The organism is Bacillus sp. GW823-FHT06A10, assembly GCF_058795375.1.
Genome location: NZ_JBXAHT010000002.1, coordinates 1,058,941 through 1,078,757 on the forward strand (window position 1 = coordinate 1,058,941; position 19,817 = coordinate 1,078,757).

Here is a 19,817-nt window from a genome sequence, read left to right on the forward strand (position 1 = left end):
GATAATGGCTGTCAAATCCTGCTAAAAATTTAACCTTATTAAATTTCTATTAGATTTTGTAATTCATAGCCTTTTGTCATGTAATGCAATGTTTATAAGAAAAGGATCTTACATCTTTAATTTTGTTGAAAAGTAGTTGCTAGTACAGAAAATACTTTCGATTATGTTTTTATAGGAATTGCCTCAAATATGACGTAATCTATAAAAAAGCTTCATTTTATAAGTGTTTTTGTGCAATTCAAGAAAAAAATCTAGGAAATCCATCAAATGAAAGTAATTTAAAGTGTTTAAGTTATTTTTTCAAATAACATGGAGTATAAAAGCAGCGGAAATAAGCCATATACTTTTAGTGCTGTTCCTTTCTTTTACTTTTTCTTTCGCACGATTTAACTTGTGTTCTATTTCTTGTATCAGGTATAATATGGCTAAGTAGCTTAGTACGGGTATGCTTAGCAAAATTGGGAAAAATTATAATTTAATTAAATTTTCATATCATATCGAATAAGATATTTGATTTATATAATGAAAGAGAGGTGAAACCTGGTTTAAAAAATAAACAAGGACATGATATCGCATAACGGTAAGGACATTCGTCTTGGACGGTGAAAATATGGTGGTTGTAGAGTTTCCCCTGGTGTCTCTGCAATTTTAGTGAAATCAGTGTTTGCAAGATTTTTAAACCAGGCAACAACATGAAGAGAAAAGAGAATGAGTCTGTTAAAGTATTTGCTCTTGGTGGAGTAGGTGAAATCGGGAAAAACATGTACTGTGTTGAAATTGATTCTGAAATCTTTATCGTAGATGCGGGGTTAATGTTCCCGGGAGATGAAATGTTTGGAATTGATATCGTTATTCCTGATATTACATATTTAGTGGAAAATCAAGAGCGAGTAAAAGGTTTATTTATTACTCACGGTCATGAAGATCATATTGGTGGAATTGTGTATGTGCTTCGTAAATTATCTATTCCAGTCTATGCAACGAAATTAACAGTAGGACTTATACAAGAAAAACTTGGTGAAGCGGGCATGTTAGGCCGTGTAGACCTAAAAACAATCGATTCAAATTCAACAGTAGAGTTTAACACTACAACAGTGTCATTCTTCGGAACGACACATAGTATTCCGGATTCTGTTGGCGTTTGTTTCCATACATCAAAAGGTGCAATCGTATATACGGGAGACTTTAAATTCGATCAAACTCCAATTGGAAATAGTGGAGCAGATCTTGGGAAAATGGCGCAAATCGGAAATGAAGGTGTACTTTGCCTATTATCTGATAGTACAAATGCAGAGCGTCCAGGGTATACAGGTTCAGAAAAAGAAGTTGGTGTAGAAATTTCTAAAGTGTTCTACGGTGCAGAAGGTCGTATTATCGTTGCTTCATTTGCATCGAATGTACATCGTATTCAACAAGTATTTGATGCAGCTGCCGAAACAGGGCGAAAAGTAGCGGTAGTAGGACGTAGTATGGTGAAAGTAGTAGACATTGCAAGACGTCTTGGTTATTTAGATGTTCCAGAAGGTATGGTTATTTCATTACAAGAAGTAGACAACTTCCCAGAGAAAAAGGTAGCTATTTTAACGACAGGTAGTCAAGGTGAACCGATGGCTGCTCTATCTAGAATGGCAAAACAAGCACATAAACAAATTTCAATTCGTAAAGGTGATACTGTTATCATTGCTGCTTCGCCAATTCCGGGTAATGAAATATCTGTATCAAAAATTATTGATTTGTTATTTAGAGCTGGAGCTGAAGTTGTTTATTACGGCGAAAGAAAAGTTCACGTTTCAGGTCACGGTAGCCAAGAAGAATTAAAATTAATGTTAAATTTAATGAAACCGAAGTACTTTGTACCCGTACATGGTGAGTTTCGTATGCAAAAAGCACATGCGTATTTAGCTGAAGATGTAGGTATTACAAGAGAAAATATCTTTATCGTAGAAAAAGGTGATGTAATTGCTTTTGGTGACGATGAAGCGAACTTAGTCGGTAAAGTACAAGCTGGTAATGTTTTAATTGATGGATTAGGTGTAGGTGACGTTGGTAATATCGTTCTTCGAGATAGAAAGATGTTATCTCAAGATGGAATATTAGTAGTTGTTGTAACACTTGGTAAAGATGAAAAGAAAATTATCTCTGGTCCAGAAATCATTTCACGTGGTTTCGTATATGTTCGTGAATCAGAAGCGTTAATTGAACGATCTACAGAGATTGTACGTATGATTGTTGAGCAGTCAATTAAAGAATATTCGATTGAATGGTCAATGTTAAAACAAAATATTCGTGAATTATTAGGACAGTTCTTGTACGAAGAGACAAAGAGAAAACCTATGATTTTACCGATTATTATGGAAGTATAAAAAAGATCACCCTTATGGGTGATCTTTTTTTCTTTTTAACCCTATCGAATGAAATTTATAACTTAAGAAATAATAGTTATATACGAGTGAAAGGGGATGCGAAATGACAGAACGTGATCGATATACAAATGAAGAAAAAGAAGCTGAGCCAAAAGAAGCTGGAAAAGAGGCTTCAATAGTAGAAAAAATTCAACAGCTTGGACAGACAAATGTACCACAGATGAATGAATCACGTATTCATTGTTTAACAATTATCGGACAAGTGGAAGGTCATGTTCAATTACCGCCGCAAAATAAAACAACAAAATACGAGCATATCATTCCGCAAATTGTTGCGATTGAACAAAATCCAAAAATTGAAGGTTTGCTGTTAATATTAAATACGGTTGGAGGTGACGTTGAAGCTGGACTAGCAATTTCTGAAATGGTAGCTTCACTTTCAAAGCCAACAGTATCTTTAGTTTTAGGTGGGGGACATTCCATTGGTGTACCGATTGCTGTTTCTACTGACTATTCGTTTATTGCGGAAACTGCGACGATGACAATTCATCCGATTCGTTTAACAGGTCTTGTCATAGGTGTGCCACAAACATTTGAGTATTTGGATAAGATGCAAGAAAGAGTCATTCGTTTTGTGACGAAGCACTCGAAAGTAACAGAAGATCGTTTTAAAGAGCTTATGTTTGCGAAAGGAAATTTAACGCGAGATATTGGGACGAATGTAATTGGTGGGGATGCAGTAAAGTACGGTCTTATAGATGATGTTGGTGGTATTGGAAATGCAATTCGAAAATTAAACGAATTAATCGATGTTCGCGCGGAAGGTAGTGCAGAAGGGACAATGTTACAATGATTTTATATACAATTATGCCAGAGCAACTTGTGTATCCGGCCGATTATTCACAATGTGAAAGTCAAAAAGTTGTAAATATAAATGGTGTGGAATTAATGGTTTCTGAAGAGGAACATGGGTGTTATTCTATTGTACGTGTGCTAAGTACGGACCCACTTCACTATTTAGAGTTTGAGCCAGGTCAGAAAATAACCTTTTAGTAAAAAGAAGGATTTTGTTTAGAAGCTATGGTATAATATAAAAAACAAGACGGTTGAGCAGCCATGAGTAGGCTGCTTTCTTCTGTTTATTTAGCATTTTACAAGAAGTGTAAAAATAGAAGATATAAAGACCTGAAAAATAGAGAAAACAGACATATAAATAGAGCGTTTTTAGGAGAGCTTTACTTATATGTAGAACACGAGGTGAAGAAATGGCAAAACAAAAGCAAAGAGGGACGAAGGCAAAGGCAAGACGTACGATAAAGCCAACTTTGTATTATGAAATCGTCGGTTTAACTCTTTTTGCACTTTCGATCATTACGATTTTACAGCTAGGCGTTGTAGGGAAATCGTTTGTGTTATTTTTTCGCTTCTTCTTTGGTGAGTGGTACATAATTGGTGTGTTAGGTGTAATAGCTTTATCGGTTTCCTTTGTTATAAAACGCGGATGGCCGAACCTTTTAAATAAACGGTTAATTGGATTTTATTTAATTGTATTGGCAATATTAATGTTTAGTCATATTACATTATTTAACCTTCTTACAAAAGATGGAGCAGTGCAAAATACTTCTGTTATTGTGAGTACGAAAGATAACTTCTTTCTTGAAATGAAAAAAGGGCCAGATAGCGTTCATTTAGGTGGTGGTATGTTTGGTGCGCTTATGTTCGCGACATGTTACTTCCTATTCGACGAAGTAGGAGCCTATATCATTGGAATTATTTTAGTTATTCTCGGGGTACTCTGTATAACAAATAAACATATTGGAGAAGTGTTAGCTCCAGTTGGTAGAATTCTTAGAAGTCAATTTCAAGTGATACAAGGGGATTATAAAGATTGGAGATCCAAAAGAACGGCTGAACAAACAGAAAAGAAAAAAACAACAAGAAGTACAAGAAGCAAACGTGCTGCAGAACAAGAAGAAGTTATTGAGCCGATGGAAGAAATCCAAATTGATCCGCCAATTATTTCAAATTTCACTGAGAATTATCCTGTAAATGAAGAAGAGGGTAAACGAATTGAAGTAGAGCAAGAAGATTTGATCACTTCACCGTTTATTGAAGAGACTCCACCAATTGAAGAATCAAAGAAAAAGCGTGGAGAAAAAATTGTTGAATCGTTAGAGAGTGAAGCGCAAGCACCTCCTATGCAATTTTCAAATGTAGAAAATAAAGATTACAAGCTTCCTTCACTTGATATATTAAAATTTCCAAAGAATAAGCAAGTTACAAATGAAAACGCGGAAATTTATGAGAATGCTCGTAAATTAGAACGTACATTCCAAAGTTTCGGAGTGAAAGCGAAAGTAACCAAAGTGCATAGAGGTCCTGCAGTTACAAAATATGAAGTGTATCCTGATATGGGGGTAAAGGTAAGCAAAATTGTCAGTTTAAGTGATGATTTAGCCCTTGCTTTAGCTGCAAAGGACATTCGTATTGAGGCGCCAATTCCCGGGAAATCAGCTGTAGGGATCGAAGTTCCGAACTCAGAAGTTTCGATGGTAACGCTGAGGGAAGTTCTTGATTCTAAGGCTAATAATCATCCGGAAGAGAAGTTGTTAATTGGTCTTGGCCGAGATATTACAGGTGAAGCTGTATTAGCCCGTTTAAATAAAATGCCCCATTTACTCGTAGCTGGTGCGACAGGTAGCGGGAAAAGTGTATGTATTAATGGTATTATTGTTAGTATTTTAATGCGTGCAAAACCGCATGAAGTAAAATTAATGATGATTGACCCGAAAATGGTAGAGTTAAATGTATATAACGGTGTGCCTCATTTGTTAACGCCAGTTGTAACTGATCCGAAAAAAGCATCGCAAGCATTGAAAAAAGTTGTGAGTGAGATGGAACGTCGTTATGAATTATTTGCTCATAGTGGTACACGTAACATTGAAGGATACAATGATTATATAAAAGAACATAATAGTCAATCAGAAGCGAAACAACCCGAATTACCGTATATTGTAGTAATTGTGGACGAGTTAGCAGATTTAATGATGGTTGCTTCGTCTGATGTAGAGGATGCGATTATGCGTCTAGCGCAAATGGCTCGTGCTGCTGGTATTCATTTAATTATTGCAACGCAACGTCCGTCAGTTGACGTTATTACGGGTGTTATTAAAGCAAATATTCCATCACGTATTGCATTCGCTGTATCTTCTCAAACAGATTCTCGTACAATTCTTGACGGTGGTGGTGCAGAAAAGCTACTAGGTCGTGGCGACATGCTGTTTATACCAATTGGTGCATCGAAACCTGTACGTGTACAAGGTGCATTTTTATCAGATGATGAAGTTGAGAGAGTTGTAGAATATGTTATTGGACAGCAAAAAGCACAATATCAAGAAGATATGATTCCGCAAGATGTTCCTGATACGAAGCAGGAAGTAGAAGATGAATTATATGATGAAGCGGTTCAACTTGTAGTGGAAATGCAAACAGCATCTGTTTCTATGCTACAACGTAGGTTTAGAGTAGGTTATACGCGAGCTGCTCGTCTAATTGATGCAATGGAAATGAATGGTGTAGTAGGTCCATATGAAGGTAGTAAACCGAGAGAAGTACTCATTAATGATGTACAAGAAAAAAGTTCTTAAAAAAAGCCTAATTGTTTTTACAATTAGGCTTTTTTATATAGTGTTTTTGTTATATACTATACTCAGCAATAAAGAAAGGGCTTACATTTATAAGGTCCCTATAGAATACGAATACTTTGAGTGTGTTTTATGTAAATGTTCGATATTTAATACAGAAAAATGTTGGATTTTGTTGACACGTATGAGAGCAAGTGGTAAGATTACTTCGAAAAGAATCACTGCCTCATATAATCTTGGAGATAAGGTCCATAAGTTTCTACCTGGCAACCATGAATTGCTAGACTATGAGGGGAAAAGTGTGTAACAAAGGATGTAAAGGATCTTTGTGCCGAACTTTTTCTCGAAATGAGGAATGTTTATGGTGCAAAGTTTTTTTTATACAGTAAAGAGTGAAAATTTCATTTTAAAAAATTATTATTATTTATTCGACAATTGTGCTTATTTTTAGTGGTTAGTCATTTGTACTATGTTGTAAGTTGAAAAAAGAGAAAAGAAGTCTTACATCAGAGGTCGAATAATTGAAATGCGGGGGAGTCTTATGTCAGTAAAATCCGATAGTCGTCACCTATATTTACGGGTGATTGATCACATCAAAGAAAAAATTAAAGATGGGGCTTATAAAGAACGACAAAAGTTACCATCAGAGTTTGATTTAGCGAAAGAACTTGGCGTAAGTAGAGCGACTTTAAGGGAAGCGTTACGTATTTTAGAAGAAGAAAATGTTGTCATTCGTAGACATGGTGTAGGGACATTTGTAAATGCAAAGCCATTATTTTCTTCTGGAATAGAACAACTTTCTAGTATTACAGATATGATTTCTAGTGTGGGGAAAACACCAGGAACGATTTTTTTATCATCATCTACTACAACTTTAACAGAAGAGGAAAAAGAGAAGTTTAATAGTGAAGATGGTTTTAATGCAGTGATGATTGAACGCGTGCGTACAGCAGATGGGGAACCTGTTGTATATTGTATCGATAAACTTGCAAAAGAAATATTGCCAGATTTATCGGGTTACAATGAGGAATCATTATTAACGGTGATACATAATAACACGCATAAGCGCATAACATATGCGGTTGCTCACATTGAGCCAATTGGCTATCACCCTAAAATCTCACCAATTTTAGAATGTGAGCCTGAAACAGCACTGCTTGTATTAAAACAAATGCACTATGATCAAAATGATGAGCCAATCTTATATTCTATCAATTACTTTAGAGCTGATAAGTTTAGCTTCCACGTATTAAGAAAGCGTATGTAGGTAAGTTCCTTTTTAGGGAGGTGACAGCAAGAAGTAAGGGACAGCAGCGAAAGAATAAATAAATATATATCATTTTTGGAGGGGTTTCTAGTATGAAGAAAAAAGCAGGTCTTTTATTATCATTAACATTAGTAGCAAGTACAGTTTTAGGTGCATGTGGTAACTCGGATAAGGCAAGCAGTGACAAGAAAGACACGAAAGACTTCAAGGTTGGTATGGTAACGGATGTTGGGGGCGTTGATGACAAATCGTTCAACCAATCTTCTTGGGAAGGACTAAAAAAGTTTGGTAAAGATAATGGATTAAAGGAAAAGACAAATTATCGTTACCTACAGTCTGAAAAAGAAGCGGATTATATTCCAAACTTAAAGAAATTTTCAAAAGATAAGTATGATTTATCTTTCGGAATTGGTTATAAATTAGAAGGTGCAATTAAAGAAGTAGCAAAAGAATCTCCAAAACAACAATTTGCAATCGTTGATACTGTAGTAGATGCACCAAACGTAACGAGCATTACATTTAAAGATCATGAAGGATCATTCCTTGTAGGTGCGGTAGCAGCTATGTCAACAAAATCAAATAAAGTAGGATTTGTTGGTGGGATGAAGAGTGATTTAATTAGTAAATTCGAAAATGGATTTAAAGCGGGTGCAAAAGCAGTAAATCCAAACATTGAAATCGTATCTGAATATGCAGAAGCATTCGATAAACCTGAAAAAGGTACAGTTCTTGCATCAGCAATGTACGGTCAAGGCGTAGACGTAATTTACCATGCTGCTGGTGGTACAGGTAACGGTGTATTCACTGAAGCGAAAAACCGTAAGAAAAAAGGTGAAAATGTTTGGGTAATCGGTGTTGACCGTGACCAAAACCAAGAAGGTATGCCTGAAAACGTAACATTAACTTCAATGGTAAAACGTGTAGATATCGCTGTTGAAAAAGTAGCACAAGAAGCGAAAGACGGTAAGTTAAAAGGCGGTAAAGTAGAAGCGTTTGGTTTAAAAGATGACGGTGTTGGTATTGCAAAAACAACTGACAACGTGAAAAAAGTTAACCCTGAAATTTTAACAAAAGTAGAAGAGCTTGAAAAGAAAATTACAGACGGTGAAATTAAAGTACCAGCTACAGATAAAGAGTATAAAGAATATGAAGCTTCTCTAAAAAAATAAATAGAGAAATAGCAAAGGTTAGTTCATAGAACTAACCTTTGTATGTATAAAACTTCCGAATTGCTTAATAAGTTAATAGTGTAATAGGGAATGTTCCCTGTTAAAAGGAGGAACACAATGGAATACGTAATTGAGATGAATAACATTACGAAAGTATTCCCAGGCATTGTAGCGAATGATGATATTACGCTGCAAGTAAAGCAGGGTGAGATACATGCTTTACTTGGAGAAAATGGTGCAGGGAAATCCACATTGATGAATGTACTATTTGGTTTGTACCAACCAGAACAAGGTGAAATTAAAATTAAAGGAAAGTCTGTAAACATTACCAATCCGAATGTGGCAAATGACCTTGGTATTGGAATGGTTCATCAGCACTTTATGCTTGTTCATAATTTTACAGTTACAGAAAATATTATTCTCGGAAATGAACCGAAGAAAAAAGGGAAAATTGCTGTTGAGGAAGCTGCTAAAGAAATTCAAAAACTGTCTGAACAATACGGTTTAGCTGTAGATCCATATGCGAAAATACAGGATATTTCAGTTGGTATGCAACAGCGTGTTGAGATATTAAAAACTCTTTACCGCGGTGCAGAAATTTTAATATTTGATGAACCGACAGCTGTGTTAACACCGCAAGAAATTCATGAGCTAATTCAAATTATGAAAAAGCTTGTGCAAGAAGGAAAATCTATTGTTCTTATTACACATAAGTTGAAAGAAATTATGGAAGTTTGCGATCGTTGTACGATTATTCGTAAAGGAAAAGGAATTGGAACGGTTGACGTTGCAAATACGGATGAAAATAAACTTGCAGAATTAATGGTCGGACGTCAAGTGAATTTTAAAACAGAAAAAATAGACGCGAAACCAAAAGAAGAGGTACTTTCAATTGCAAACCTTGTTGTTCACGATGCACGTCAACTACCTGCTGTAAAAGGCCTTGACTTAACTGTTCGTGCGGGGGAAATTGTTGGGATTGCAGGGATTGATGGAAACGGACAAAGTGAATTAATAGAAGCAATTACTGGTTTACGAAAAGTTGAGTCAGGTTCTATTGCAATTAAAGGGAAAGAAATAACAAATTGGCCTGTTAGAAGAATAACAGAAGAAGGAATTGGTCATATTCCAGAAGATCGTCATAAACACGGACTCGTCCTTGATTTTTCTGTTAGAGATAATATAGTTCTGCAAACGTACTATAAGAATCCGTTTTCAAAGAAAGGGATTTTAAATTTCAGCAAAATTACGGAAAAAGCAAAGGCTCTTATTGAACAGTTTGATGTACGTACACCTAGTGAGCAAACGTTAGCACGCGCTCTATCTGGGGGAAATCAACAAAAAGCAATTATTGCACGTGAAGTAGACCGTGATCCGGATTTATTAATCGCAGCACAGCCAACACGTGGTTTAGATGTAGGAGCAATTGAATTTATTCATAAGAGATTAATAGAGCAAAGGGATAAAGGGAAAGGTGTATTACTTTTATCACTAGAGTTAGATGAAATCTTAAATGTTAGCGATCGAATTGCTGTTATTTATGAAGGGAAAATTGTAGCAATAGTTGATGCGAAAGAAACGAATGAACAACAGCTTGGATTGTTAATGGCTGGAGGAACAAAGAAGGAGCAGGTGGGTACAAATGGCTAAAAAACTTTTAACAGAACGAACGATAAATATTTTAGTCCCAGTACTATCCGTTATTTTTGGCTTACTTGTCGGAGCGATTGTAATGCTAGTTAGTGGTTATGATCCAATTGTGGGTTATAGTGCACTTTGGACAGGGATGTTCGGCAGCGCAAGTGCGATTGGTGAAACGCTTCGTACAATGATACCGCTTATTCTTGCTGGTTTATCAGTGGCGTTTGCATTTCGTACAGGTTTATTTAATATCGGGGTAGAGGGTCAATTGCTAGTTGGTTGGCTTGCAGCGGTTTGGTTCGGTTATGCAGTTTCACTACCAGCTTTCCTTCATATTCCATTATCTATTTTATTCGCAGCATTGGTAGGAGGAATTTGGGGCTTCATTCCTGGATATTTAAAAGGAAAGTTTCAAGTTAACGAGGTTATTGTAACAATTATGATGAACTATATCGCATTATATGTAACATATGACATCATTAAGCGCTTTTTACATGAAGGTAATGATAAAACGTATGACATTAAAGAGAGTGCATCACTATCTTCAGACTGGCTTGCTTCTATTACTGATGGTTCGCGTCTTCACTGGGGAATTATTGTAGCAATATTAATTGCTATTTTAATGTGGTTCTTATTAGATCGAACAACTTTAGGCTACGAATTAAAGTCGGTAGGATTTAATCAGCATGCTTCTCAATATGCAGGTATGAAAGTTTCTCGTAATGTAGTATTCTCCATGACAATTGCTGGTGCATTTGCGGGGATTGGTGGAGCGATGGAAGGATTAGGAACATTCCAGAGTATGACAGCGATGTCTTCGTTTACAGGAGTAGGATTTGATGGGATTGCTGTAGCATTACTTGGAGGGAATAATCCGTTTGGGATAATCCTTTCAGCTTTATTATTTGGTGGTTTGAAAAGTGCTTCCCCTCAAATGAACTTTGAGGCAGATGTACCATCAGAGCTTATTAATGTAATTATTGCATGTATCATCTTCTTTGTTGCATGTAGTTATGTGTTAAGATGGGCGCTTACACGCATGAGCAAGGAGGGGAAATAAATGAGCTTTTTAGATATATTAGCCATTCTTGTGACGGGTACGTTATATACATCGGCACCTATCATTTTCACAGCACTAGGTGGTGTATTTAGTGAACGATCGGGTGTTGTAAATATCGGATTAGAAGGACTAATGCTATTTGGTGCATTTATTGGAGTTGTTACAAACTTATTAATGGGTGATACTTGGGGAACGATGACTCCGTGGATTGCGTTATTATTTGCGGCAATTGGTAGTGGATTATTTGCATTACTTCATGCGGTAGCTTCTATTACATTCCGAGCAGATCAAGTTGTAAGTGGTGTAGCAATTAACTTCTTATCTCTTGGTTTAACGGTATTTGCAATTAAGAAGATTTTTGATAAAGGGCAGACTGACTTTATTCAGTATCGTATTGAAAAGATTGATATTCCAGGCCTTTCGGATATTCCGGTTTTAGGGAAAATATTTTTCTCGAACGTACCAATAACGTCGTATATTGCCATTATTTTAGCATTCGTTGTTTGGTATGTTATTTATAAAACACCGTTCGGTCTTCGTCTACGTGCTGTTGGTGAACACCCAATGGCAGCGGATACGATGGGGATTAACGTATATAAAATGCGCTATATTGGAGTCTGTATTTCAGGAGTGTTTGCTGGAATTGGTGGAGCGATTTTTGCAATGTCAATTTCTAATAACTTCTCAGGGGCAACTATTACAGGACAAGGTTTCTTAGCTTTAGCTGCTATGATTTTTGGAAAGTGGAATCCACTAGGCGCACTAGGTGCAGCTCTATTCTTTGGTTTTGCACAATCTCTTAGTGTAACGGGCGGAACAATTCCTGTATTAGATCAAATTCCAAGTGTTTTATTAACGATATTACCATATGTATTCACAATATTAGCGCTTGTTGGTTTTGTAGGTCGTTCTGAAGCTCCGAAAGCATTAGGAACTCCTTATGAAAAAGGAAAACGATAAGTATTTTATAAGTATAAAAAAGCTCGCACATTAGTGTGGGCTTTTTTACATAGAATATATTTAATACGGAATTTTACTATGTTCCTTACATATTAAAGTTTTTAGAAAGAATCATATGTAAGCATAATAAGGGAGAAAAGTTGATTTTTTATTTCTAAAAACTGTATATTGAAGAGGAATATTCCTATATACGTAAAGGAGGGCTATAAATGAAACTAATGGAACAACAACTACATGAGTTAGGTGGTTTGCGCGTACATATTATTCCGACTGATAAATATAAAACGAATACCTTTGTATTTCGTTTTAAAGCGCCTTTAAATGAGGAGACGGTGACAGAGCGTGCCCTATTGCCATACGTATTGCAAAGTGCGACAGAAAAATTACCTTCTGTAATTCGTCTTCGTCAATATTTAGAAGAATTATACGGGTCTTCTTTAGCAGTAGATGTAAGTAAAAAAGGGGAAGACCATATTATCTCCATTTATGTAGACATTGCAAATGAAGTATATTTACATGATGCACCACCGTTATTTGAAAAAGCGCTTTCTATGTTGTCGGATATTGTGTTACATCCAGCGACGGAGGGGAACGGTTTCCTACCTTCTATCGTAGAAAGTGAAAAAAGAGCACTGTTACAGAGAATTGAAGCTACTTATGACGATAAAATGCGTTATGCAAACGAGCGTTTAATTGAAGAAATGTGCAAAGTAGAACCGTATCGTTTAAGTGCAAATGGAAAAAAAGAGAGTGTTGCTTCTATTACAAATGAAAGTCTGTATCAATATTATCAAAAGGTGTTAGCGGAAGATGAGATGGATCTATATATTATTGGTGATATTTCAGAAAACGCCGTTGATCTTGTAAGTAAGTATTTTTCTATTTCAGCTCGTCCAGTGAGAGAAAGAAATGTACTCCTTCATAGACGAAATAATGAAGAAAAAGAAGTTGTTGAAAAACAAGAATTAAAACAAAGTAAATTACACATCGGTTATCGTACATTTGTCACATATAAAGATGAAGATTATTTTGCATTGCAATTGTTCAATGGATTGTTTGGTGGTTTTTCTCATTCGAAGTTATTCGTAAATGTGCGTGAAAAAAATAGTTTAGCGTACTATGCAGCATCGCGCTTTGAAAGTCATAAAGGTTTATTATTTGTTATGTCAGGAATTGAAGCGAAAAATTATGAAAAAGCAGTTGAGATTATTAAAGAACAAATGCTTGCGATGCAAAACGGAGAGTTTTCTGAAGAAGAAATACATCAAACAAAAAGTGTCATCCAAAATCAAATATTAGAGGCGATTGATACACCGCGTGGATTTGTAGAAATGCTATATCATGGTATTATTTCAGATCGTACACGTCCAGTTGAAGAATGGCTTACAGGTATAGAAAGTGTGACAAAAGAAGAAATTGTAAAAGTTGCTAAAAATATTGAACTAGATACAATTTACTTTTTACAAGGAACGGAGGGAGAGTAAATGGAGAAAATTATTTATGAGCAATTAAAAGAAACACTCTATTATGAAAAACTTCCTAATGGATTAGATGTATATGTTTTACCGAAACAAGGATTTAATAAAACATTTGCGACGTTTACGACGAAATATGGTTCAGTAGATAATACATTTGTACCATTAGGGAAAGAAGAAATGATTCGTGTACCTGATGGGATTGCACATTTTCTTGAGCATAAATTATTTGAAAAAGAAGATCACGATGCTTTCCAATTGTTTAGTAAACAAGGAGCATCGGCAAATGCTTTTACATCCTTCACACGAACAGCTTACCTTTTTTCATGTACTTCAAACGTAGAACAAAATTTAAATACATTACTAAACTTTGTGCAAGAGCCTTATTTCTCTGAAAAAACAGTTGAAAAAGAGAAGGGGATTATTGGGCAAGAAATTCAAATGTATCAAGATAACCCAGATTGGCGTTTGTACTTTGGGTTAATTGATAGCTTGTTTGTAAAACACCCAATTAAAATTGATATTGCAGGGACAATCGAATCTATTAGTAAAATTACGAAAGATTTATTATATGAATGTTATGAAACATTTTATCATCCGAGCAATATGTTATTATTTGTTGTGGGTGCAATTGATCCAGAGAAAACAATGGATTTAGTACGTGAAAATCAAGCAAAAAAAGATTATAAAAACCAGCCAGAAATTGTGCGTTCATTTGAAGAGGAACCAAATGAGGTAAATGAAAAGAAAAAAATTATTTCAATGCCTGTGCAAACACCGAAATGTTTAGTTGGTATTAAAGCAACTAATTTAAAAGAAAAAGGGCAAGCGCTTTTAAAACAAGAAATTGCGCTTACGTTACTTTTAGATTATTTATTTGGAAAAAGTTCTGTTCATTACGAAGCTTTATATAATGAAGGGCTTATTGATGATTCATTCTCGTATGACTATACAGAAGAAAATAACTTCGGTTTTGCAATGGTTGGCGGTGATACGAAACAACCTGATGAATTGGCAGATCGTTTAAAAGATATTTTATTAAAAACAGATTATGATCAATTAGATGCGGCGGCATTAGAACGAGTGAAGAAAAAGAAAATTGGTGGTTTTTTACGCTCGTTGAATTCACCAGAATATATTGCAAATCAATTTACACGATATGCGTTTAATGAATCTAGTCTATTTGATGCATTGACTGTATTGGAAGGGCTAACCGTTCAAGACTTACAAGAAGTAGCAAAAATATTGTTATCAGAAGAAAAAATGAGTGTTTGTCAGGTGTTACCGAAGAAATAAAAGGTTTCATAATAATACCCTCATCTTATCATTGATAAATTGTAAGATGAGGGTATTATTTATTTGTAGGATAAAGATTTTGCTGAGATAAGAGAGGAATTATATGAAAAAGTATGCATTAGTAACTGGAGGAAGCGGAGGGATTGGCTCTGCTATTTCAAAACAATTAATTCAAGATGGATATACAGTATATGTTCATTATAATAACAGTGAAGAGAAAGTGAATGAGTTGCAGAAAGAATGGGGTGAAGTAATTCCTGTTCAAGCGAATTTAGCTTCTGCTGATGGAGCAGAGCAATTGTGGGAACAAATTGAACAACCTCTTGATGTTATCGTATATGCAGCTGGGAAGAGTATCTTTGGACTCGTAACAGATGTAACGAACGATGAATTGAATTATATGGTAGAACTTCAGGTGAAGAGTATCTATAAACTATTATCAATGGCATTGCCATCTATGATTCAGCGGAGAAGCGGTAATATTGTACTTATTTCGTCTATATGGGGCCAAATTGGTGCATCATGTGAAGTGCTTTACTCGATGGTAAAAGGTGCACAAAATTCATATGTGAAAGCTTTAGCAAAAGAAGTTTCATTAAGTGGATTAAGGGTTAACGCGGTGGCACCAGGTGCGATTGAAACGGAAATGTTACATGTATTTTCAGAAGAGGATAAGAATGAAATTGCTGAAGAGATTCCGTTAGGCAGGTTGGGATTACCAGAAGAAGTAGCGAAAACAGTGTCATTCCTCGTATCGCCAGGTGCATCTTACATAACGGGACAAATTATCGGAGTGAACGGCGGTTGGCATTGCTAAAAATTTCTTACATAAAAAATAAAAAACTGTACAAATTAAGCATGATTCTATTACTAAGTAGTGAGGTGCTTACACATGTCAGTTTTAGATAATTTTGATCAATGGAAGAGCTTTTTAGGAGAACGATTAGAACAGGCATCAGGAAAAGGTCTTGATGGCGGTGCTGTATCAGATATGGCATTTCGTGTTGGAGATTATTTAGCAAATGAAGTAGAAGCGCGCAACGATCAAGAGAAATTATTGTCTGAGCTTTGGAAAGTTGCTGATGAACAGGAGCAACATACCATTGCAAACTTAATGGTTAAGTTTGTACAACATAAGTAAAAGTAGAGAGGAGATTCTCCTCTCTACTTTTTTTGTATAATAATTACACAGGATAGATTATACATTTAGCTTCCCTATTAAGGTGAAATCATATAATATAGTACGTAGGTGTAAAGTAAGCAAGGGGAGTGATCTTGGATGATTGAATGGTATTTTGAATATGAAATACATAAAAACCGACCTGGCTTGCTTGGTGACGTTTCTTCGTTAATCGGTATGCTCGGCATTAATATTGTCACAATTAATGGTGTAGATAATGCACGACGTGGGTTACTTCTTATGTGTGATAATCAAGAGCAAATCTCTAGACTTGAATCAATTTTAAATACGATGGATAACATAACGGTAACGAAATATCGTCCGCCCAAGCTAAGAGATAAGCTAGCGGTTAGGCATGGTAGGTACATACAACGAGATGCAGATGATAAGAAAACATTTCGATTTGTGCGTGATGAATTAGGCTTACTTGTAGACTTTATGGCAGAAATTATGAAAAAAGAAGGCCATAAACTAATTGGGATACGCGGAATGCCTCGTGTCGGAAAAACAGAGTCCATTGTTGCTGCAAGTGTTTGTGCAAATAAAAGGTGGTTATTTGTATCATCTACTCTTATTAAGCAAACTGTTCGTAGTCAATTAATTGAAGATGAGTATAGCGATGACAATATTTTCATCCTAGATGGAATTGTGTCAACGAAGCGTGCTAACGAAAGACATTGGCAGCTCGTTCGTGAAATTATGAGATTGCCTGCAACAAAAGTTGTAGAACATCCTGATGTATTTGTGAGTCAGTCAGAATACACATTGGATGATTTTGATTATATTATCGAGTTGCGCAACGATTATGATGAAGAAATTCAATATAATTTAGTAGATGAAATTGAGCAAGGTACGCAAAATAATTTCTCTATGTTTGACTTTTAAAGAAATATTGAGGTGTTAGTAGTGACGGAATTGGGACAAAAGCTGAAAGAAGCAAGAGAAGCGAAAGGCTTGACTATTGATCAGCTGCATGAGATTACAAAAATTCAAAAACGCCATTTAGTGGCAATTGAAGAAGGCAATTATGATGTATTGCCAGGAGCTTTTTATGCGCGTGCATTCATTAAACAATACGCAGATGCGGTTGGATTAAATGGAGAGGAACTGCTTGTAGAACATCAGAGTACGATACCACAATCTGAGAAGCGTGAAGTTCCACAAGTATCAACGGGACAAAAAACACAAGAAACAATGCAAAAATCTTCATCATGGCCAATTGCAGATCACATGCCGAAAATCTTAGTTGCGTTGTTAGTAATCGCAGTTGGAGTGGTAATCTGGTTTGTGTTTCAAGCGTTAACTGGAAAAGATGATGAAAAAGTTCCGAGTGCTCAAAGTGAGAAAATTGAAGTTCAAAAAGCAAAAGATTCTCCGTTAGATACGAAGAAAGATGAAGCGAAAGCGGAAGAACCAAAAAAAGAGGAACCAAAGAAAGAAGAACCAAAGAAAGAAGAGCAACCAGCACCACCAACGGGACAGCAAGAAGTGAAAGTAGTTGGAACAACTGGTAAGGTATCTACTTTGGAAATTCATAATAATAAAACGTTAGAATTGGAAATCATAGCGAAGGGTACAAGCTATGTAGATGTTAAAGATGATGCGGGTAACGAAATTTTAAACACTACAGTACAAGGTGGTCAAACAGAAAAACGTGATGTATCAACATTAAAAGAAGTACGACTTAATATTGGAAATGCAACGAATGTTGAAGTTAAACTGAATGGCCAAGTGGTTGCTTTCCCATTGGACCCAGAAAAAGAACTTCACCAAAGATTGGTGATAAAAAACCAAGGGATAGGGCAACCTGCACAATAACAGTCATCGCTTCGATGACTTTTTTCAATGAACAAATGTTTTTGATATGATGGAGGAATAGCTGTGAATTTACCAAATAAAATTACAATATCTAGAATCTTCTTAATTCCAATTTTCATGGTAATTATGTTAGCGCCCTTTAATTGGGGTTCATACACAATTGGTGATGTTGATTTACCAATTCAACATTTAGTGGGGGCACTTATCTTTATCGTTGCTTCAGCTACAGATTGGATTGATGGACATTACGCAAGGAAGTATAATCTTGTAACGAACTTAGGAAAGTTTCTTGATCCGTTAGCTGATAAATTACTGGTTTCAGCAGCACTTATTACATTGGTAGAGATGCGATATGTACCGGCTTGGATTGTTATTGTAATTATCAGTCGTGAGTTTGCTGTAACAGGTTTACGTCTTGTACTTGCTGGAACAGGGGAAGTAGTTGCGGCAAATCAGCTAGGGAAAATTAAGACATGGACACAAATTATTGCGATTGCAGCATATTTATTACACGATGTACCTTTAAATTTAATCCATATTCCAGTTGCGGATATCTTTATATGGATTGCATTAATCTTTACTGTTATTTCAGGATGGGATTATTTCTGGAAAAATAGAGCTGCTTTTGTAAACTCAAAATAGAAGTTTATGGGGGAATTGGGATGAATGCTGAGATTATTGCGGTTGGAACTGAATTATTACTTGGACAAATTGCAAATACAAATGCCCAGTTTTTATCTGAAAAGTTGGCTTCAATTGGAATTAACGTGTACTATCATACTGTTGTTGGTGATAATAATAAGCGACTGCAAAAGGCGATTGAAGCTGCGGAAGAACGTGCTGATATCCTTATTTTTACAGGTGGATTAGGACCGACAAAAGATGATTTAACGAAAGAAACGATAGCGACTAGTTTAGATGAAAAGCTTGTGTATGATGAAAAGGCATTAGACTTAATAAGTAATTACTTTAAGCGTACAGGCCGTGAATTTACGGAGAATAATAAAAAGCAAGCGCTCGTTTTAAATGGAGCAACAGTATTTGCAAATGACCACGGTATGGCGCCGGGTATGGGGGTAAATAAGAACGGAAAAGTTTATATTTTATTACCAGGGCCGCCAAAAGAAATGAAACCAATGTATGTAAGTTACGTAGAGCCTTTTTTACGTAATTTTACAACAGGAGAAAACATTTATTCACGTGTGCTTCGTTTCTTCGGTATTGGGGAGTCCCAATTAGAGGTGAAAGTTCAAGATTTAATTGATGGACAAACAAACCCAACAATTGCCCCGCTAGCAAATGATGGAGAAGTGACATTACGTTTAACCGCTAAGCATCAAAATGTTAGCGAAGCGGAGAAACTAATTCAACATGTGGAAGATTTGATTTTAGAAAGAGTAGGAGAATTTTTCTACGGATATGACCAAGAATTTTTGCATTATAAGGCAATCGAGTTATTGAAGAGAAAAGGGTTAACTTTAGCATGTGCAGAAAGTTTAACAGGTGGTCTTTTTGGAAATCAAGTAACTGAAAATGCTGGTGTTTCTTCTGTATTTAAGGGCGGTGTCATTTGTTATCATAATGATGTGAAGCAACATGTTTTACGTGTGCCTGAAGAAGTGTTGCATACTGATGGTGCAGTTAGTAAGGAATGTGCTCGTTATCTTGCTGAAAATGTTAAGGATTTATTAAAAGCGGATATCGGAATTAGTTTCACTGGGGTAGCAGGGCCAGATGCTTCAGAACAGAAAGAGCCAGGAACAGTATTTGTTGGATTAGCGATTAAAGGTGAACAAACTGCAGTCTTTCCTCTTAATTTAAGTGGAAGTCGTCAACAAATTAGAGAACGATCAGCAAAATATGGATTTTATCATTTATATAAAAAGCTAGAAGAGATATAAGTTTCTTCTAGCTTTTTTTATAGTTAAATTCCGTATTTGTGTG

Annotated in this window: 17 protein-coding genes and 1 riboswitch; all 17 genes read left to right on the forward strand. The window is 35.7% G+C overall.

The window, feature by feature from the left end:
• Positions 1-692: 692 nt before the first annotated feature.
• The 17 genes from AC1Q8M_RS20395 to AC1Q8M_RS20475 all read left to right on the forward strand — a co-directional run bounded on the left by AC1Q8M_RS20395 (position 693) and on the right by AC1Q8M_RS20475 (position 19,774).
• Positions 693-2,363, forward strand: coding sequence for a ribonuclease J (locus AC1Q8M_RS20395; RefSeq protein ID WP_000823089.1), 1,671 nt, complete (start codon positions 693-695; stop codon positions 2,361-2,363).
• A gap of 103 nt (positions 2,364-2,466) precedes the next feature.
• The gene (tepA, locus tag AC1Q8M_RS20400; protein ID WP_000139807.1) at positions 2,467-3,216 is read left to right on the forward strand and encodes a translocation-enhancing protein TepA; all 750 of its coding nucleotides are present in this window, start codon (positions 2,467-2,469) and stop codon (positions 3,214-3,216) included.
• Positions 3,213-3,416 (forward strand): YlzJ-like family protein, encoded by a 204-nt coding sequence (locus AC1Q8M_RS20405; RefSeq protein WP_000605020.1) that lies wholly within the window; start codon positions 3,213-3,215, stop codon positions 3,414-3,416. The genes tepA and AC1Q8M_RS20405 overlap by 4 nt, the downstream gene beginning before the upstream one ends.
• Before the next feature lie 212 nt (positions 3,417-3,628).
• Complete coding sequence (locus AC1Q8M_RS20410; RefSeq protein ID WP_090977222.1) at positions 3,629-6,010, forward strand: DNA translocase FtsK; 2,382 nt, start codon at positions 3,629-3,631, stop codon at positions 6,008-6,010.
• A gap of 203 nt (positions 6,011-6,213) precedes the next feature.
• A riboswitch (purine riboswitch) is annotated at positions 6,214-6,315 on the forward strand.
• A gap of 233 nt (positions 6,316-6,548) precedes the next feature.
• Positions 6,549-7,274, forward strand: a complete 726-nt coding sequence (locus AC1Q8M_RS20415; protein ID WP_000114182.1) for a GntR family transcriptional regulator — start codon at positions 6,549-6,551, stop codon at positions 7,272-7,274.
• A gap of 92 nt (positions 7,275-7,366) precedes the next feature.
• Complete coding sequence (locus tag AC1Q8M_RS20420; protein WP_000725773.1) at positions 7,367-8,443, forward strand: BMP family lipoprotein; 1,077 nt, start codon at positions 7,367-7,369, stop codon at positions 8,441-8,443.
• Between the two features lie 117 nt (positions 8,444-8,560).
• Entirely contained in the window at positions 8,561-10,093 is a 1,533-nt protein-coding gene (locus tag AC1Q8M_RS20425; RefSeq protein ID WP_000456925.1) for an ABC transporter ATP-binding protein, read from the forward strand.
• Positions 10,086-11,144 (forward strand): ABC transporter permease, encoded by a 1,059-nt coding sequence (locus tag AC1Q8M_RS20430; protein ID WP_001085255.1) that lies wholly within the window; start codon positions 10,086-10,088, stop codon positions 11,142-11,144. Before AC1Q8M_RS20425 ends, AC1Q8M_RS20430 begins: the two co-directional genes overlap by 8 nt.
• Positions 11,145-12,104, forward strand: coding sequence for an ABC transporter permease (locus AC1Q8M_RS20435; protein WP_000008857.1), 960 nt, complete (start codon positions 11,145-11,147; stop codon positions 12,102-12,104).
• 209 nt (positions 12,105-12,313) lie between these two features.
• Positions 12,314-13,588 (forward strand): EF-P 5-aminopentanol modification-associated protein YfmF, encoded by a 1,275-nt coding sequence (gene yfmF / locus AC1Q8M_RS20440; RefSeq protein WP_000772413.1) that lies wholly within the window; start codon positions 12,314-12,316, stop codon positions 13,586-13,588.
• Complete coding sequence (gene yfmH, locus AC1Q8M_RS20445; RefSeq protein WP_098361305.1) at positions 13,589-14,875, forward strand: EF-P 5-aminopentanol modification-associated protein YfmH; 1,287 nt, start codon at positions 13,589-13,591, stop codon at positions 14,873-14,875.
• Positions 14,876-14,978: 103 nt separating this feature from the next.
• Complete coding sequence (gene ymfI / locus AC1Q8M_RS20450; RefSeq protein ID WP_098361306.1) at positions 14,979-15,692, forward strand: elongation factor P 5-aminopentanone reductase; 714 nt, start codon at positions 14,979-14,981, stop codon at positions 15,690-15,692.
• A 75-nt stretch (positions 15,693-15,767) separates the two neighbouring features.
• Positions 15,768-16,016 (forward strand): DUF3243 domain-containing protein, encoded by a 249-nt coding sequence (locus AC1Q8M_RS20455; protein ID WP_000114455.1) that lies wholly within the window; start codon positions 15,768-15,770, stop codon positions 16,014-16,016.
• 138 nt (positions 16,017-16,154) lie between these two features.
• Entirely contained in the window at positions 16,155-16,940 is a 786-nt protein-coding gene (locus tag AC1Q8M_RS20460; protein WP_000574107.1) for a DUF3388 domain-containing protein, read from the forward strand.
• A gap of 21 nt (positions 16,941-16,961) precedes the next feature.
• Positions 16,962-17,873, forward strand: a complete 912-nt coding sequence (locus AC1Q8M_RS20465; RefSeq protein WP_000137474.1) for a helix-turn-helix domain-containing protein — start codon at positions 16,962-16,964, stop codon at positions 17,871-17,873.
• A 63-nt stretch (positions 17,874-17,936) separates the two neighbouring features.
• Positions 17,937-18,515 (forward strand): CDP-diacylglycerol--glycerol-3-phosphate 3-phosphatidyltransferase, encoded by a 579-nt coding sequence (gene pgsA / locus AC1Q8M_RS20470; protein ID WP_001052977.1) that lies wholly within the window; start codon positions 17,937-17,939, stop codon positions 18,513-18,515.
• A gap of 20 nt (positions 18,516-18,535) precedes the next feature.
• Entirely contained in the window at positions 18,536-19,774 is a 1,239-nt protein-coding gene (locus AC1Q8M_RS20475) for a competence/damage-inducible protein A (protein WP_065229238.1), read from the forward strand.
• The last annotated feature ends 43 nt before the right edge of the window (positions 19,775-19,817 follow it).